This window comes from Streptomyces cinnamoneus (genome assembly GCF_002939475.1).
Lineage (GTDB): Bacteria > Actinomycetota > Actinomycetes > Streptomycetales > Streptomycetaceae > Streptomyces > Streptomyces cinnamoneus_A.
Genome location: NZ_PKFQ01000001.1, coordinates 5,143,585 through 5,159,863, shown reverse-complemented (window position 1 = coordinate 5,159,863; position 16,279 = coordinate 5,143,585). Strand labels below are relative to the sequence as shown.

Annotated in this window: 14 protein-coding genes; 7 read left to right on the top strand and 7 right to left on the bottom strand. The window is 70.1% G+C overall.

The window, feature by feature from the left end; translation table 11 throughout:
• Positions 1-7 precede the first annotated feature (7 nt).
• Genes CYQ11_RS23200 through CYQ11_RS23175 form a run of 6 tightly spaced genes read left to right on the top strand, consistent with a single transcriptional unit; the run spans position 8 to position 8,368 of the window.
• On the top strand, positions 8-367 hold the full coding sequence (locus CYQ11_RS23200) for a hypothetical protein (protein WP_146104730.1): 360 nt from the start codon (positions 8-10) through the stop codon (positions 365-367).
• Positions 368-373: 6 nt separating this feature from the next.
• A complete protein-coding gene (locus tag CYQ11_RS23195) occupies positions 374-2,161 on the top strand; it encodes an alpha/beta hydrolase (protein ID WP_099200923.1) in 1,788 nt (595 codons plus the stop codon).
• A 44-nt stretch (positions 2,162-2,205) separates the two neighbouring features.
• A complete protein-coding gene (locus CYQ11_RS23190; RefSeq protein ID WP_146104729.1) occupies positions 2,206-2,805 on the top strand; it encodes a hypothetical protein in 600 nt (199 codons plus the stop codon).
• A gap of 39 nt (positions 2,806-2,844) precedes the next feature.
• Positions 2,845-3,780 carry a protein kinase family protein gene (locus tag CYQ11_RS23185; RefSeq protein ID WP_099200925.1) on the top strand — a complete coding sequence of 312 codons (936 nt, stop codon included), beginning with the start codon at positions 2,845-2,847 and terminating at the stop codon, positions 3,778-3,780.
• A gap of 48 nt (positions 3,781-3,828) precedes the next feature.
• Positions 3,829-6,165 (top strand): serine/threonine-protein kinase, encoded by a 2,337-nt coding sequence (locus CYQ11_RS23180; protein ID WP_099200926.1) that lies wholly within the window; start codon positions 3,829-3,831, stop codon positions 6,163-6,165.
• 49 nt (positions 6,166-6,214) lie between these two features.
• Positions 6,215-8,368 (top strand): serine/threonine-protein kinase, encoded by a 2,154-nt coding sequence (locus CYQ11_RS23175; protein WP_099200927.1) that lies wholly within the window; start codon positions 6,215-6,217, stop codon positions 8,366-8,368.
• Positions 8,369-8,396: 28 nt separating this feature from the next.
• Here the strand turns inward: CYQ11_RS23175 and CYQ11_RS23170 are convergent, their stop codons facing one another.
• From CYQ11_RS23170 to CYQ11_RS23150, 5 genes are all read right to left on the bottom strand, one after another.
• Positions 8,397-9,737, bottom strand: coding sequence for a S8 family serine peptidase (locus CYQ11_RS23170; protein WP_240003549.1), 1,341 nt, complete (start codon positions 9,735-9,737; stop codon positions 8,397-8,399).
• Between the two features lie 99 nt (positions 9,738-9,836).
• Positions 9,837-11,285 (bottom strand): WXG100 family type VII secretion target, encoded by a 1,449-nt coding sequence (locus tag CYQ11_RS23165; protein WP_099200928.1) that lies wholly within the window; start codon positions 11,283-11,285, stop codon positions 9,837-9,839.
• A 62-nt stretch (positions 11,286-11,347) separates the two neighbouring features.
• Positions 11,348-11,821, bottom strand: coding sequence for a DUF2563 family protein (locus CYQ11_RS23160; RefSeq protein ID WP_099197480.1), 474 nt, complete (start codon positions 11,819-11,821; stop codon positions 11,348-11,350).
• A gap of 132 nt (positions 11,822-11,953) precedes the next feature.
• Positions 11,954-12,229, bottom strand: a complete 276-nt coding sequence (locus CYQ11_RS23155; protein ID WP_099197483.1) for a WXG100 family type VII secretion target — start codon at positions 12,227-12,229, stop codon at positions 11,954-11,956.
• A gap of 36 nt (positions 12,230-12,265) precedes the next feature.
• Entirely contained in the window at positions 12,266-12,595 is a 330-nt protein-coding gene (locus tag CYQ11_RS23150; RefSeq protein ID WP_099200929.1) for a WXG100 family type VII secretion target, read from the bottom strand.
• Between the two features lie 319 nt (positions 12,596-12,914).
• Here CYQ11_RS23150 and CYQ11_RS23145 point away from each other — a divergent pair, with 319 nt between their 5' ends.
• Positions 12,915-13,148, top strand: a complete 234-nt coding sequence (locus tag CYQ11_RS23145; protein ID WP_240003550.1) for a DUF397 domain-containing protein — start codon at positions 12,915-12,917, stop codon at positions 13,146-13,148.
• A 64-nt stretch (positions 13,149-13,212) separates the two neighbouring features.
• On the opposite strand, the gene CYQ11_RS23140 is transcribed toward CYQ11_RS23145, so the two are convergent.
• Positions 13,213-14,643: an outer membrane protein assembly factor BamB family protein gene (locus CYQ11_RS23140; RefSeq protein WP_099200930.1), complete on the bottom strand. Its 1,431-nt coding sequence runs from the start codon at positions 14,641-14,643 to the stop codon at positions 13,213-13,215.
• A 99-nt stretch (positions 14,644-14,742) separates the two neighbouring features.
• The gene (locus CYQ11_RS23135) at positions 14,743-16,212 is read right to left on the bottom strand and encodes an outer membrane protein assembly factor BamB family protein (protein ID WP_099200931.1); all 1,470 of its coding nucleotides are present in this window, start codon (positions 16,210-16,212) and stop codon (positions 14,743-14,745) included.
• Between the last annotated feature and the right edge of the window lie 67 nt (positions 16,213-16,279).

Below are 16,279 nucleotides of genomic sequence, written 5' to 3'. Positions count from 1 at the left end.
CGCCCGCATGAGTCTGGCCTCCGCAGGGGGAGGCCAGGGCGGCCGAGCGGGCAGCGACACGCACAAGGCGAGCGGCGGCCCCTGGACGGCCGCCGGCGGTGTCGCCGGGGAGTTACGTACCAGCACCCAGAGTGCGATCACCAAGCTGGACTCCTCCCATGAGGGACTGGAGTCCGGTACGGCCGGATTCGCCAGCACGGCGGCGCTGAAGGGCATCCGCTCCGGCTGGAAAAGCCGCCTCGAAGCGGTGCGCGACCACTTCGACAAGCTCGCTCCGAACCTCGCGCAGGCGGGCAAGGAGTTCGACGCGCACGAGGTGAAGACCGAGGGGACCTTCGCCCCCGCCGGCCGCAAGTCGGGGAAGTGACCGGTCTTGATCACACTGAGCCAGTTACGGGATCTCAAGCGCTCGGAGTTCGAGGAGGCTGCTGACGGGTGGGGAGATGTCAGCAGTCGGGCCGGCGCTGCCAGGACTCGTGTAGACAACGAGATAACCGCCAAGCTGCACGACACGCAGAAGGGCGAAGCGGCCAACCAGGCCATGGCGAAGCTCGACACGCTGAGCCAGAACTACCACTACATCCACACCGAGTGCGGGCTGATACGCACGGTGCTCAACGGACTGGCCGAAGAGCTGGAAGCACCGCAGCGCAAGCTCAAACAGGCCCTCGAAGACGCCAAGAACTTGAAGTTCACCGTCCACGACGACGGGTCCGTCGACTACCCGAGGAGCCCGTCGACCCCGGCACCCCTGTTGCAGCAGCCGGCACGCGACCTGAGAGGCACCCCTCCCCTGCTGAACCCGGGTGGGACGGATCCCAACCAGGCCAAGGCACAGGCCATCGCCGACCACATAGGCCAGGCGCTCCGAGAAGCCAACGAGATCGACGGGCGCTACGCCCGGGTGCTGGCGAAACTCGGGACCGGGAAGGACCTCGACAACACCGACTGGGTCGACGTCGCACAGGACCTGAAGGACGTCCGGGCAGCGGCGGGCAAGCACTTCCGAGAATCGGACATCCCCAGGGGCAAGTCCCCCAAGGAGAACGCCGCCTGGTGGAGCGGCCTCTCGCAAGAACAGCGCGATGAATACGTCTCGCTGTACCCGGCGAGCATCGGGGCGCTGGACGGCCTGCCCGCGATCGTGCGTGACGATGCCAACCGGACCGTCATGCGCGCGGAGAAGGCGGAGATCACATACCAGTTGGCCGCCTTGAGAGGCCATCCGCCGACCAAGTACCAGCAGAAGTACAACAACATCACGGGCCTCCCACTGCAAGGCGTGCAGGAAATCACGCCTCAGTGGAAGAAGTGGGAGGAGCAGATAGAAGACCTCGAAAAGAAGAAGGCCGGCATAGAAACCATCAATCGCCGCATCGCCGAGACGGGCGAGCGCGGACTTCCCGAGGCATACCTTCTGGGCTTCGACACCAAGGGCCGTGGGCACGCCATCATCGCCACCGGCAACCCGGACCGGGCTGAGAACACTGCTGTCTACGTTCCCGGCACCGGAGCATGTCTCGCGGACATCCACACCGGCCTCAGCCGTACCGAGAAGCTGTGGCGCACAAGTAGCGCCGTCGATCCCAGACATAGCGTGTCAACCATCGCGTGGTACGGCTACGACGCACCGCAGGACGTCAAGAGGGACTCACCGTACAGCCATTACGCGAATGACGCCGCAGGAGCGACCAACCAGTTCTTCGCGGGCCTTCGCACTTCACATGACCCGGGCGTTGAGCAACATCTGACTGCCGTCGCCCATAGCTACGGCACCGTGGTGGTCGGATCCGCAGCACGACAGGGTCACCTACCCGTGGACGACGTCGTCTTCGCGGGAAGTCCCGGCGCCCAGGTCGGCCGGGCCACCGACATGGACGTTCCCAAGGGGCACGTGTGGAACGAACGGGCCCAGGGAGATGACCTTGTCGGTACCCTCGGCCAGTTCAGCCATGGCCACCGGGAATGGCACTGGAAGACCGGTGTGGACTTCGTCGTGCCGAGCGACGCGAGGTTTGGGGCCAACCAGATGGCCACCGACACCGAAGGGCACGGCGGTTACTGGGACTATGACGAGAAGAAAGACGCGGCCAGTTTGAGCATCAAGAACCAGGCTAAGGTTATTATGGGACGTTACGACGAGGTGGCGCCCAAAAAATGACCACACACACTAGGGTGACCACCCAGCAACGTCACGGAAACGCGATGTCGTGGCGAAAGGTGCTCACCATCATCTCCATCGCCGCCGTCTGTGCCACGGGATGCAGCATCATGGATGACCAGCCGAAGAAGTCCGGGACAAGCGAAACGACCCCAGGCAAGGGCTCCTCGCATGAGGTGAAGGTCGAGCATCCCCAGGACGCCGAGGCACGGGTCGGCCGACTTTCGAGTGAACTCCTCGACATGACGCAGCTGCGGGGGGAGGTCACGCCAGGCGGCCCGTCGCCCGTCACCTTCGATCAGAAGAAGGGCAAGGGGCTCTACTCGATCCAGCACGACTGGTCCGTCTGGAAGCTCTCACCCGAGGAACTGGCCCAGGGCTGGGACCGCCTGCGTGACCAACTGGCCAAGCGGGGCTGGCGCATCACCCGGGACGGCCGAGCCAACTCCAAGGCACAGCAGCCGCAGATCGACGCCGTGCACGAGGAGGACCACGTCTCCCTCTCCGCCGAACTGCTGCTCAGGAGCACGCGAAAGGACGACGGGGCCAACGGGCCGAACGCGTCCAAGACCGACCTGATCTTGTTCAGCATCGTCTCGCCCACCTACCAGGCGCCCAAGGGCGTCGACCCCGACGACTTCTGAACCCGCCACTCACCACCCCCACGAGGAGCTCCTCCGTCCATGGAACCGCTGCGCCACGACGACCCGCGGCTGATCGGCCCGTACACCGTCGTGGCCCGGCTCGATCCACCGGATGGGGACGTACCGGTTCCGGAGGATCGTTTCCTCGCGCGGAGTGCGGACGGCGACCGCACGGTCCTGGTCGGCACGGCCCTCGCCGGGGCCGACGCCGGGCGTTTCGCGGTGGAGACGGAGGGTGCCCGGCGGCTGATCGGGGCGTGGTCCGGGCCGTGGTTCGCCCCGTTGACGGATGCCGGGGAGCAGGACGGGCTGCCCTGGCACGCCTGCGCGTACCTGCCCGTCCTGCCGTTGCCCGCCGTGCTCGCCGCACACGGCGGGCCGCTGCCCGAGCGCACCGTCCGCGCTCTGGGAGCCGCCCTAGCCGAGGCCCTCCTCACGCTCCACTCGGGCGGGGTGGCGCACGCGGGGCTCTCCCCCGCCGCCGTGCTGGTCACGGCGGACGGCCTGCGGCTGACGTGCTTCGGTGCCCTGCGGGCGGCGGCCCCGGCCGGGCGGCGGCACGGCGGGCTGCCCGGCGTCGCGTCCGGCACCGTGGCGCCGGAAGGGGCCGCCGGCGGCCCCCCGCACCCGGCCGGCGACGTCTTCGCGCTGGGGGCGGTCCTGGCGTACGCGGCCACCGGGCACACCGTCCCCGAGCGGAGCGAGCTGCCCGACGGCCTCCGCGGGACGGTCTCCGCCTGCCTCGCCGGCGACCCGGCGGGCAGGCCACGGGCCGAGCGGGTGCTGGACGAGCTGACCGGCACCGCTCCGGCCGGCGCCGGTGCGTCCGGCGCGGCTCCGCGCGGCCGGAGCCGGGCGGCCGCCCTGTTCGGGCCCGGATGGCTGCCCGGGCACGTCATCACGGCACTCGTCCGGCAGTCGGCGGCCCTGCTGGCCGTGGAGACCTCCCTGCCGGGTGCGTCCCCCCACCGCTGATCCCGCCTTCTCCCCTCCCTCCTCCTTCCTTCTTCGCGGATTGCCCCGATGCCCTTCCCCCTGCACCACGACGACCCCCAGCAGCTCGGCACGTACCGGCTCGTAGCCCGGCTCGGCAGCGGCGGCATGGGCACCGTCTACCTGGGCCGTTCTCCCGGCGGTCGGACGGTCGCGCTGAAGACCATGCACGCGCGGCTCGCCTCGGACCCGGAACTGCGGGCCCGCTTCCGGCTGGAGACCGACGCGGCGCGGGTCATCGGCGGGGAGTACGGGGCGGCCGTCGTCGACGCCGATCCGCTGGCCCCCACGCCGTGGCTGGCCACCGAGTACGTCCTAGGTCCCCCGCTGGACGAGGCGGTCGCGCTCGCCGGCCCGCTGCCGGAACGCTCCGTGCGGGCGCTGGGCGCGGTCCTCGCCGAGGCGCTCGGGCAGCTGCACCGCTCGGACGTCGTGCACCGCGACCTCAAACCGTCGAACATCCTGGTCACCGCCTTCGGTCCGAAGGTCATCGACTTCGGCATCGCCCGCGCCGTCGGCGACGAGCGGCTGACGCGCCTGGGCTCCACGGTCGGTACGCCCGCCTTCATGTCACCCGAGCAGGCGGCGGGCCTGGACCACACGGCGGCGGGCGACGTGTTCGCGCTCGCGGGCGTCCTCGTCCACGCGGCCACCGGGAACGGGCCCTTCGGCACCGGCCGGGCCGCTGACCTGCTGTACCGGGTGCGGTACGCGGAGCCCGGCCTGACCGGCGTGCCGGCGGCGCTCGTTCCTCTGCTCGCGCGGTGCCTCGACAAGGACCCCGCGCGGCGTCCCGGCACGGCGGAGCTGGCGCACCTGCTCCGCGACGGGGACGGGCCCTACGGCGCGGGGTCTCACGGGGGCGCCGGCTACGGGGACTTCGCCGACCGGCTCCCCGAGGTGCTGCTCGCGGAGATCGCACGGCGTGCCTGCGAGGTGTGGGAGGTCCGGGCGCACCGGCTGCCGGCCCCGCCGGAGAGCCGGGACGCCCAGGTCGCGACCACGCGCTCGGCGGGTGTGTCCCGGCGGAGGCTGCTCGGTGTCACAGGCGGTTCGCTGCTCGGGCTGGCCGGAGCGGGGGCCGGGGCCTGGGCGTGGTTCGGGAGGGGTGACGGGGCCGCGTCGGCCTCCCCGTCCGCGCCGGCGTCGGCGTCGGCCTCCGCGGGTTCGTCAGCCGAGGGCGTTCCGCACGTCCCTACGCGCGCCGTGTGGTCGGCGCGCGTGGAACAGGTCGACGATCTGCTTCCCCCCTTGGTGGTCGGCGACCAGTTCGTGGTGCTGACCAAGAAGGGGCTCGTGGGGCTCGACGCCACGTCCCGCAAGGAGAAGTGGACCTGCGGCAAGGTCCAGCGGGCGTGGCAGGCGACTACGGACGGCGAGCGGGTCTACGCCTTCGTGCCCGGTGAGAAGGGCGGCGCGCCGGTGGTGACGGTGTGCTCCGTGAACCTCGCCAACGGCGAGCCGGAGCCGCTCGGTGAGGGGATCGCGGTCGTCGACGCGGACGTCACGGCGGCCCACCTGCTGACCGCCGCCGACGGGGTGGTCTACCTGATCGCCCGGACGGGCCGGCCCGGTGCCACGGCCACGGAGCGGACGGCGGGCTGGCGGCTCGTCGCGATCGACGCGCGGACCGGCCGGGAGCGCTGGCGACAGCCGCTCGACGACGGCGGCGAGTACGAGCCGCAGAGCGCCAACGCGCGTCTCGTCGGCCGGGCCGTAGGCGGCCAGCTGCTCCTCACCCGGCCCTGGTACGAAGGCCATGCCGACCGACTTCAGGCGTGGCGGGCCGGTCAGGGCGCGATCGCCTGGCGGCAGGTCCTGCTGCGCGGGGAAGCGGACAGTTCGTTCGTTCTGCCCGGGCGGCTCGCGGCGGACAACGCGCGCGTCTACTTCGGCAGCGACAGGCTGTCCGCCCGCCACGTCTCCGACGGGCGGCGGGCGTGGGAGTTCGGGCCCGGGCGTGACGTCGGCGGGATCGCGAAGGGGGCCCGCCGCTACGGCAGGCCGACGGTCGAAGGCGGCGTCGTGTACGCGGCCGAGGGGACGCGCCGGATCGTCGCCGTGTCCGCCGCCAGCGGCGAGCTGCTGTGGCAGACGGATCTCGACGCCGCCATGACGCCCGGCCTCGACATCCCGCCCGTGGCCGGGGAGCGGTACCTCTACGTGCACGCCACGGCGAACGGCCCGGGCAACACCCGGGGAGCGCGGTCCCGTGACCAGTTGGTCGCCATCGACCTGCACAGCCACCGGACGGCGTGGGCCATGGCCGTGCCCGACGGGCTCGGCAGGAACCTGGTGGCCCACGAACGGGCCCGGGTCCTCGTCTACGGCAGCGGGGGCCTGGTGTGCGCCGTCCCGTTCGCCTGACGCCGCCGCCCCCTCACGTTTCAGCACCCTCCAGGGAGACACCCGCACCATGAAACCCCTCAGCACCGGCGACCCCCTCCGCCTCGGGCCGTACCGGCTCATCGGCGTGCTCGGCGCGGGCGGCATGGGCAAGGTCTACCTCGGCAGGGACGCGGCCGGACGCACGGCGGCGGTCAAGGTGCTGCTGCCCGAGCTGGCGCAGGACCGCAACCTGTCCCAGCGCTTCGTCCGCGAGGCCCAGGTCGCGCAGGCCGTCGACACTCCGGGCGTGGCCCGGGTGCTGGGCGCGTGGACCGAGGGCGGACGGCCCTGGATGGCCACGGAGTTCCTGGCCGGACCGACGCTCGAAGAGGCCGTCGAGCGGCACGGGCCGCTGGACGACGCGGGACTACGGACCCTGGGCGCGGAACTCGCCGCCACCCTCCGCGACGTTCACGCCCGGGGGCTGGTGCACCGCGACATCAAGCCGTCCAACATCGTGCTGACCTCGCGGGGTTCGCGCGTCATCGACTTCGGCATCGCCCGCCCCGAACACGGCCTCACGCTCACCTCCACCGGCCACGCCCCGGTCACGCCCGGCTACGGCGCGCCCGAGCAGGCGCTGGGGCGGCGGGTCGGTCCGCCCGGCGACGTCTTCTCTCTGGGGGCGGTCCTGGCCTACGCGGCCAGCGGGCGCCGCGCGTACGCGGGCACGAACGTCGCGGCCGTGCAGTACCGGGTGGTGCACGGCGAGCCCGATCTGGACGCCCTGTCCGCGCCGGTCCGTGCCCTGGTCGAACCGTGCCTGGCCAAGGACCCCGCCGACCGTCCGCTGCCGGCGCAGATCATCGCGGCCATGGCTCCGCCGAAGGGCGCCGAGCGGGTGTGGCGGCGGGGCGCGCTGGCCGCCGACATCGCGCGACGGGAGACGGAGGCGCGGCGGCTGGCCACGCTTCCGGCCACGACGGCTCCCCTCGGCGCCTCCTCGCCCCCCTCGCGGCGCGGTTTCGTCACCGCCCTCGCCAGGGGCGGCGGCGTCGCTCTCGTCGCGGGCGGCGTGGGGGCGGCCTGGTGGACCTGGCGGTCACGGAAGGGGAAGGGGCCCGGACGGCCGCTGGAGGCGGAGGGCACTCCGCGGCCGCAGCCGTGGGACGCCGAACGCCTGCCGTCCTCGCGCTACCAGGACGGCACGGCTCCCCGTCCCCTGTGGGGACCGGTGGACGGTCCGTCCGGGCTGCCCATCGCCCCGCTGCCCCTGGGGGACGTCGTGGTGACCCATTCGGCGCGCGGGCCGGTGGCGTTGTCGGTGACCGACGGGCAGGTGAAGTGGCAGGGGAAGTCGGACTCGTTCACCGCCCTCACCCCCGTCGGGGACGAACTCCTCGTCTCGGCCACCCTGGTGGGGAAACTGGTCGCCTTCGAGACCTCCACCGGTGCGGAGAGGTGGTCGCTCGACCTGACGGCCAGGGGGACGGTCGCGGCTGACGCGGACACCGTCTACTTCGCCGCCGGGGAGGCGGGCCAGGCCGCGCACGGCGACATCACCAAGCTCTGTGCGCTCGACGTCTCCTCCCGAACGGTCCGCTGGTCCGTACCGCTGCCCGTGCCGATGACCCTGGTCAGTCCCGCGATCGGAGCCGTGGGCGACGGCCGGCTCGTCGTCTGCGGCACGGACGGCAAGGTCGTCTGCCTCGACGCGCGCACGGGCAAGGAGGCGTGGAGACTGTCCCAACGCCCGGACTCGACGGACGCCATGGCTCCGCTCGTCGTGGACGGGGTGGTGTACCTGGGCGGCAAGACCTTGACGGCACGCCGTCTGAAGGACGGTGGTGAGGTGTGGTCGGTCCGCGCGAAGAGCCCGCTGACGGAACACTTCGGCGGCTGGGGCCCGCCGACCGTCGACGGCGACGCCCTGTACGCCATGGACGGCGCGCGACTCAGCCGCCGCAACCGGCACGACGGCACACCCGACTGGGAGTACGTCCCCAAGGACGCGGCAGGAGTGGCCCCGCTGACGGCTCCCGTGGTCCAGGGCAAGAGCGTGTGGGTCGTTCCCTCCCTGTCGGGAGGGGAGGGGGTCACAGCCCACCACAAGGATTCGGGCAAGCCGACGTGGACCTACGGGCGGGGCGCGGGCGCGAGCGCCCTGTGGCGCCTGGCGGGGGCCGGCAACCGCGTCTTCGTGGTGTGCGAGAAGACGCTGGTGGCGCTGCCGGTGTTCTGACCGTTCCGCCCCGCGCGCAGCTGCCGGCTCAGTGGCCGCCGCCGGGGGTGGGTCCGCTGTGCGGGGGTTGGGGGGCGTGCGGGGCGTGGAAGGGCGGCGCGTCCGGGGGCGGCGGGGCGCCGTACGGGATGTTGGTGTGGAAGGTGGGGGTGACGGGATCGGCTGCCTGCGCCCGGGCCGCGGCCTTGCGCCGGAGCCACACGTTCAGGCCCACGCCCACGCCCACTGCGGCCACGACGCCACCGATCGCCCAGGGGATCAGGCTGCCGCCGCCCTTGCCGTCCGACGCCTTCCCCTTGGTGCCGGCGAGCGCGGGGGCGTGGCTGGGGGCCGCCGACTTGTCCGACGGGGCCGGCGACTTGGACTCGGCCGCCGCCTTGGCGGCCACGAGGGGATTGACGTCGGCGGGACCGGGATCGCCCTTGCCTTCGAGTACGGCGATGCGCGGCCGGATGGAACCCCAGCCGACGTAATCGCTAGGCAGCTTGCCGGTGGTGGGACGGCCGGCGGTGTCCATCAGGACGCGGAGGACCTGATTGCCGTTCCAGTCGGGGTGCATGGACCAGACGAGGGCGGCTGAGGCGGAGGCTAGGGCGGTGGCTTGGCTGGTGCCGTTGCTACGGCAGTAGCCGGTGTCGCCCTTGTCGCAGGGGATGGGGATTTCGTCCCCGGGAGCGCCGAAAGCGATGTGCGGACCGTACCCCGAGAACTTGGTGCGGCTGAAACTCTTGTCGAGCGCACCGACCGCGGCCACGCCGGGAGCCGCTGCCGGATATTCCGGGAGATTGACTTCGTCTCCCTTGTTACCCGATCCCGCGAAGATCAACTTCCCGCGCTTGATTGCATAGTCGATGGCGTTCTGCATTTCAGTGCGCTGGTAGTCCAGGAGCGTATGCTCACCAACACTCATAGAGATGCTGATGATTCGCGCTTCGCTATCAGCGGCATAGCGGATCCCTTTAGCGGTGGACGCTACGCTCTCTGCCTGTTCGTTAAAGGTTTCACCCCAAACCCTCACAGGCAAGATTTTGGCACCTGGGGCAAGGCCCTTGACGCCTTGGCCACCTGCTCCGTTCCCCGCAATCAGGGATGCCATCGCGGTTCCATGGCCGGCAGTGTCTTCACTGCCGTCGTCTGAGCCGTGCCCGCCAAAGGTCTTACCCGGAAGAAGCTTGCCAGCCAGTTCCGGTTGGGAGGGTTTGGCCCCGGTGTCCACAACCGCGACAGTGATGCCTGTACCGGTGCTGACCTTCCACATCTGCTCGGCCTGCATCTTGTCCAGGTACCACTGGCGTTCGCGCATGGTGTCCGCGAGCGCGGGTGGCGCCACTCCACCGCCGATGGCGAGCAAAGAACCGAGAACGGACATCACAGCCAGCCCTCGCCTACGCATCTGCTTGACCGTTGACTTCAATGTCATCCACTCGTTCTTCGCTCGCCACCGACTACCGCAACTGCGGGGGCACTTCTACTCGATCACCGGCGGGACGGCGTTGTGCCCTCCCGTCGACCAGGTTTCCTCGTCCTCGGTCAAGTAGTCCGGAACGCCGGCGCCGTCACGCTGCTGGTCCGATGAGCGCTGGCCAGCGCGGGGCGGACCGCCCACAAGGCCACCGTTACCGGTCGAGGTGCCCTTGTCGCGAACCAGCCCGGCACCACCCGGCGTGAAGTCCCTGCGCGCGCCCTGCGAGCCACGCGGGCCCCCCACGACGCCACCGGGTTCCGAGACCAGCCTGCGGGTACCGCCTGCGTAGCCGGAGCCACCGGCACCCGAACGCATACCGCCGCCCGGCATTCCTCCGCCTGCCATTCCGCGACCTGTCGGCTGCGACTCGCCACCGATGACCGTCCCCCGGGGCACTCCTCGCGCACCGGGCGCACCCGGCTGACCGTGCGACGGCATGCCGCCGATGATGCCCGTATCGGCTCGCGGAATGTTGGGACGAATCGAGCCGCTGATGGGCCCGGTACCGAACTTGCCCGTACCACCAGCGGTGGGGGGCATCCGAGTAGCGCCGCCGCCTACGGTGCGGGGACCGCCACCGAGATTCGGGGTCATCGGTCCCATGGGAGGCGTCACGAGGGGAGGCGTTCCGCCGGGCCCCGCGCTGGTGGGCGGCGGGAGCGTGCCGACGTTGGAAGGAACGGGAGGTGCCGTAGGCGTTGTCGTGCCATCGATGTTCGTGCCGATGTTGTCCGGCAGAGGAACACGATCGATGTGCCCCGGAGAAGACGGAACGTTCACCGACCCCGTCCCCGAGGGGGAGTCCACGCTCTGATGCCCGGCAGACACCGTGCCGTGGCCACCAGACGAGGCAGATCCACCGAACGAGCCATGGCTCGGCGTAGACACTGCTCCGCCGTAGGCTCCGCCGGAAGTCCCACCGGAACGGCCGCCCGAGGCCCCGTAGGCCTCCGAGTCGGAACTGATCGGCATGATCGTGTCCGGCGGCCCCGGAAGCCGAGGCAGCTCCGCGCCCTTGATCTCCCATGTCGACGCCCGGTACGAGGAGGCGATCCTCTGCATCTGTTCGGCGACCTGGCCGCGCACCTTGTCGAGGGCCTCTACCCGCGCCTTTTCCTTGTCGGCGTCAGCGAAGCACTGACCCATCGTGCCCTCGGGAATGGGCGGCAACGCCTTGATCGCGGTCTTCAGGTCCGAGCCGGCCTGACGCATGTACTTCCCGGCGACACCGGAGAAGTTGGCGAGCTTCAGGACCTGCTTCGCGAAGTCGTCCCCCCACTCGTGGAAGGCCGTACCGCCCTCGCCGTCCCAGGTCGTCCTGGTGACGTGACCCTTGAGATCGTTGCCGATCCGCTCGATCTCGTCCTTCGCGTCCATCAGTGCCTGGCCCTTGTGGATGAGCTCGTCGCCGTCGGCACCTTGGATGCAGGCCATCATGACCTCGACCGACATGTGCTCAAAGTTCGTGGGCCCAGAATTGGCCATCTTCCCTACCCCGTTCTTCCAAACTCCGATCAGTCCGCCGTGGTTCCGCCGGACGAAGGCCCGCCCTTGTCCTGGTGCTCAGCTCCGCCGCCCTTGTCCTGGTGCTCAGTCTTGGGCTGCTTCGTGAGGTTGTCGCCCCACTTCTTCTGCTGCTCCCAGTACTCGTCGCCCCGCTTCTGGATGGCGGCCAGCTGCCTGGCCTGCTCACCGTCGACGTGCCGGTACCCCTTGTCCGCCGCGGACACGGCGATCCCCATCGCCGAAAGGCGGTCACCCAGTGCCCGCGAAAGCACTTCCAGCTGCGCGTGCACCGTGTCGTACGCCGACGCCAGGGCCTGCGCCTCGGCGAAGTTGCCGTAGGCGCCGCCCTTCACCTTCTGGTCGGCGATCTTCGTGTGTGAAGCCGCCGAGCCGTCCAGCTTCTCGAGCAGCCTGTCGACCCGCCTCTTGAAGTCCTCCAGCGACTCGCTGGGAGCATTCAGGTCCGGCGTTCCGGATCCCATCAAGCACCTCCCCTAGTGCTCTCGCGCCTGACGCAACAGATGTGGGTGCGGGCCACGGAAGCCGGAGCCCGCGTCCCACACCCACGTGCGGCAATGCGCCGTTCTTGTCCTGACCAACCGGCCGGACCGGTCTCAGAAGCGACCGGCCTGCGCCTTGTCGTTGGCCTTGTAGTCATGGGCGGCCTGCTTCATGGCCTTCGCAATGTCGAGCAGCGTGTTGTGCATGTGGTCGACGTTGTTGTCCCAGTTGCGGTGACGCTCGTGGAACGCCTGGCGCGTTTCACCGTCCCAGTGGGAGACGGCTTCCAGGACGCGGGCGTTGAGGTCCTGCAGCTGGGTGTGAATGGTGTCCGCGGTGCTCTTGACCTGGCCCGCGGCCTCGATGACACCGGAGTAGGTAATCTCCATGACGCTGTCTCCTGACGCGAAATCGAACGAGTGGGACTAACCCGAGAAGCGGCCCAGGATGCCGGCGGAGGCGACACCCTTGAAGTTGTTGAGCTGGTTGTGCTCCTCCTGGGTGAAGCCCTTGTCGCTCGCCACGATGGCGTCCTTGGTGAAGGACAGCAGCTCCTTCAGGCGACGGACGTCGTCGTTCACCTGGCGCTGCAGCTCGTTGTAGGCATTGGCCGCAATGCCCTTCCAGTGACCCTCGACGGAGTCGATCACGCCGTTGAGAGCGGTGATCCGGCCCTCCAGCGTGTCGTGCATGTGGCCGAGGTCCTTGGCCAGGCTAGTGAGCTTGTCGTCTTCAAGCTTGAATTTGTCGCCCATGTTGCACCTTCCCCCCATGAATCGGATGTAGTGCGACAGACCGTCCGAGCGGCCGTCCTATACACCGGACCGAAGTTGTCAACGGTCACTCTATCCACTCGTACTAAGGGCTTCCAAACGACAAACCAGGCAACCCAGTTGCCATACACAGTGACCCGGCCATTGGTCCACTAATCAACCAGTTGCCCCGGATCACCCCGTCGACGGGCCGTCCGCGGCCCGCCGGCCGAACCTGCGCAAGTGCCTCCCCGCACCCGCCGCGGATTGCTAGCGTCGGCGTCCGCTACCCGTACCGTCATCGACTGAGGAGCCCCGGCCAGTGGCTACTGAACAAGAGAAGGCCGAGCTGTACGCCATGGACATCTCGGGCGCGGAGTGGCTCAGCGCCCCCGGCGACACCTCCGAGGAGCGCGTCGAGATCGCGTACCTGCCGGGGGGCGCCGTCGCCATGCGGTCCTCCGCCGACCACGACACCGTGCTGCGCTACACCGAGGCGGAGTGGCGGGCGTTCGTCCTCGGGGTCCGCGACGGCGAGTTCGACATCGAACCCTGACTCTGCCTCACGGACGGGCGTGTCGTGGAGGGCGTGGCGACACGCCCTCGGCGGCACGCCCGTCTCAGTTCTTGCCCTCCGGGGCGCTGATCGCGAGGATCACGCCCTCGTTCTCGTCCGCCAGGCCACCGTCCTTGATCAGGAGGAGGCGCTCGTCCACCAGGCGCGGGAACCCCGCGATCCTGCCCATGACGGCCTCGTTCTTGCGGTCCCGGGCATCGTTGGAGTGGTCGACCGTGCGCAGTGCCTTGCCGCTGGACGTGGCGACGTAGGCCAGCCTGCCGGGACGGTCCGAGGTGGCGGGAGTGTAGACGGCGAGCCGGCCGTCGTGGACGGCCACCGGCGCGGTGCTGCGGTTGGCGTCGCCCTTGTACGTCCAGCGTTCCTTGCCGCCCGTCAGGTCGTAGGCGTAGGTCAGGCCCTGGCCCGCCACGTACAGGCTGTCCTGGTCGACCAGTGCTCCCGTGCAGCCGGACGTCACGAGGAAGCAGTCGCCCAGCCGCCAGTTGCGGTTGTAGGCGATGCGCGCCTTCTCCTTGCCCGTGGCCGGGTCCAGCGTGACGAAGTCGAACTGGTCGTCCGCGCTGTTCTTGCCGGGCGACTGCGAGAGGACCAGCGGCCGCGTCGAGACGATGGAGAGGAACCCGTCGTTGCGCGGCATCGCCGTGCTCCACCGCGGCTTGCCCAGCTTCCCGGGATCGAGCGAACGGATCTGGATCTCCTTCTCGCCGCAGTAGGTGATGGAGATCAGCTGTGCGCCGCCCGCCGCGTCGACCCATTCGCAGGCGTCGTGCTTCTGCTCGTCCACGCGCTTTCCGTCGGAAAGGCGGCGGGTCTGCTCACCGGTGTTCCAGGTCATGTAGACGTGGCCTTCGTGCAGGGCGATCCGGGGTTCGGACTTGCCCCACTTCTCAGGGCTGAGGGTGTCACCCAGACCCGAGTCGGCGAGGACCAGTTCGTCCCACGTCCGGTGGCCGTCGCGCAGATCGAATGCCTTGAGGTCGATGCAGTGCCCGCCGAACATCGTGGCGACGACCGCGACGTTCCCCTCGGACTCCCGGGAGGCCGCGCACAGCGGGCCGGTGAGGATGAAGGACCACTTCTTCTCGCCGGACTTGACGTCGTAGGCCGTGACCATGTCCGGCTCGGCCTTGACGACGAGGTGGTCGGTGAACCACGTGCCCAGCGCGCTGTTGAACTTCTTCTCCGGTGTCGTCCGGGGCTTGGCCATCCAGGCGACCGATCCGGCCGCGGGCCCCTTCGCCGTCTGCGCCGGCTTCTTCGCGCCCGGCGAGTCGTCGCCGGTGAACGCCCATGCGGCCCAGGCGCCCACGGCGAGCAGGAGGACGAGCGCCAGGCCGCCCAGGACCGTCTTCCGGCGCAGCGGTCCGCGTCCGCTTCCGCCGCCGGAGGACAGTCTGCTCGCGGTGAAGCTCGACGTCACCGGCGGCGGGGGCGTCTGAGGCGGATAGCCGTAGTGCGGTGACTGCGACACTGGCTTGGCTCCTGCGGTGTGTTCTGTGGCCGTCGGACGGCCGGGGGTCGGGTCGGATCCGGTCTTCACGGACCCGGTTCGCGCGTCGCGTATCCCGGATCAGCGAAAGGCCATCATCATGGCCTTGTCGGACATGCCCTGATCCGTGACCAGGTAGAAGCGGCCGTCGTGGAAGTACGCCGATCCGAAGCGCGCCAGGGCCAGTTCCCGTTCCGCGGACTCCTGCGGCAGTTTCATGTAGACGCTGGAGCTGCCGTCGGCCGGGTCGAGGGCGAGCAGCTTCCCGCTCTCGTCCCTGGTCGCCTGCTGGTAGACGAGGAGCTTGCCGTCCTCCATGGTCAGCGGCCGGTTGCCGCGGGTGCCGCCCAGCGGAACGTTCCAGCGCTGCTTGCCGGTGTTCAGGTCGACCGCGACGATCGCGTTGGGGCTGGCGCCGTCGTCGGTCACCCGCTCGTTGTGCGTGGCGAGATAGGCGGTGTCACCGTCGACGACCACCTTGCGGCAGGTCAGCCAGTCGTTCTTGTAACAGTCCTGGACTTCGTACGGGCCGGAGGAGACGGCCACCAGGGTCTTCAGACGGCCCTTGTCGTCCAGGCTCACGATCTCCGTGGGGCTCGTGTCGTTCTCGCGGCCCATCGCCAGCACCGCCGGCTCGATGGAGATGACGTTCTGCACCGCGAGGCCGTCCGGGACCTTCCAGGTCCATTTCTCCGTGCCCGTCTTCTGGTCCACGTTCATGACGAACTGCCGGCCGAACAGCTGGCACTCGACCACGGTGAGCTGCCGTGCACGCGCGACCACGGTGCCGCGCTCCTGGCAGCCGTAGTCCTTGGGGGTCTGCTGCTTGCCGTCGGCGGCCGCGTAGACGAGCGGGTCGCCCCCGACGTCGGCGACCGTTACGAGGCCGCGGTCCACCGTGAGGGTGGCCAGGTCGTGCGGGCCGCTCAGGCCCTTGGCATTGAGCAGTTTCTTCTTCCACAGCACGCGCCCGTGCTCGACGTCCACGACCATCAGCGAGTCGCAGAGGTACTCCTGCTCCCCGTAGACGACCGCCGCGACGCCGTCGCTGGCGGCGGGGGACGCCTTGCACGCGGTGCCGGGGACCTCCACGGTCCAGCCGGGCTTGCCGCTGTCGGCGTCGTAGGCCGTCACGGCCTTCTTCGTGGACAGCACCACGGTGTTCTTGACGAACCACGGCCTGGACATGCGGGTGACGCTGTCCTTGTCCGCGTCGGGAACCTCCGCCATCCAGTCCAGCTTCGCGTCGACCGAGCGGGCGGCGGGCTTCTTCGCGGGTGCCGGGCGGTGGCCGTCGCGGCCCCACAGCAGCCATCCGCCCGTGCCCGCACCGGCCACCAGCAGCAGGGCGAGTCCGATGACCAGCGCCTTGCGGCGCGGTCCGCGCCGTCCGCCGTCGCCGCCCTCCCCTGAGGAACCGGCCGGCTGGGTGAACGCCTGGGGGGCCGGCCCGAAGCCGGGCGGTGCCGTGCGGTGCTGGTGAAAGCTGGTGTCCCAGACCTGGGGCGGACGCGGCGCACCGTGCGGTGGCCGGGGTGATGGCTGACTCATGCTTTCCTTCGTGCCTTCATGCCGGCCGTACCGTGCCGGCCGTGCCTTCGTGCCGGTGCCGGTGCGC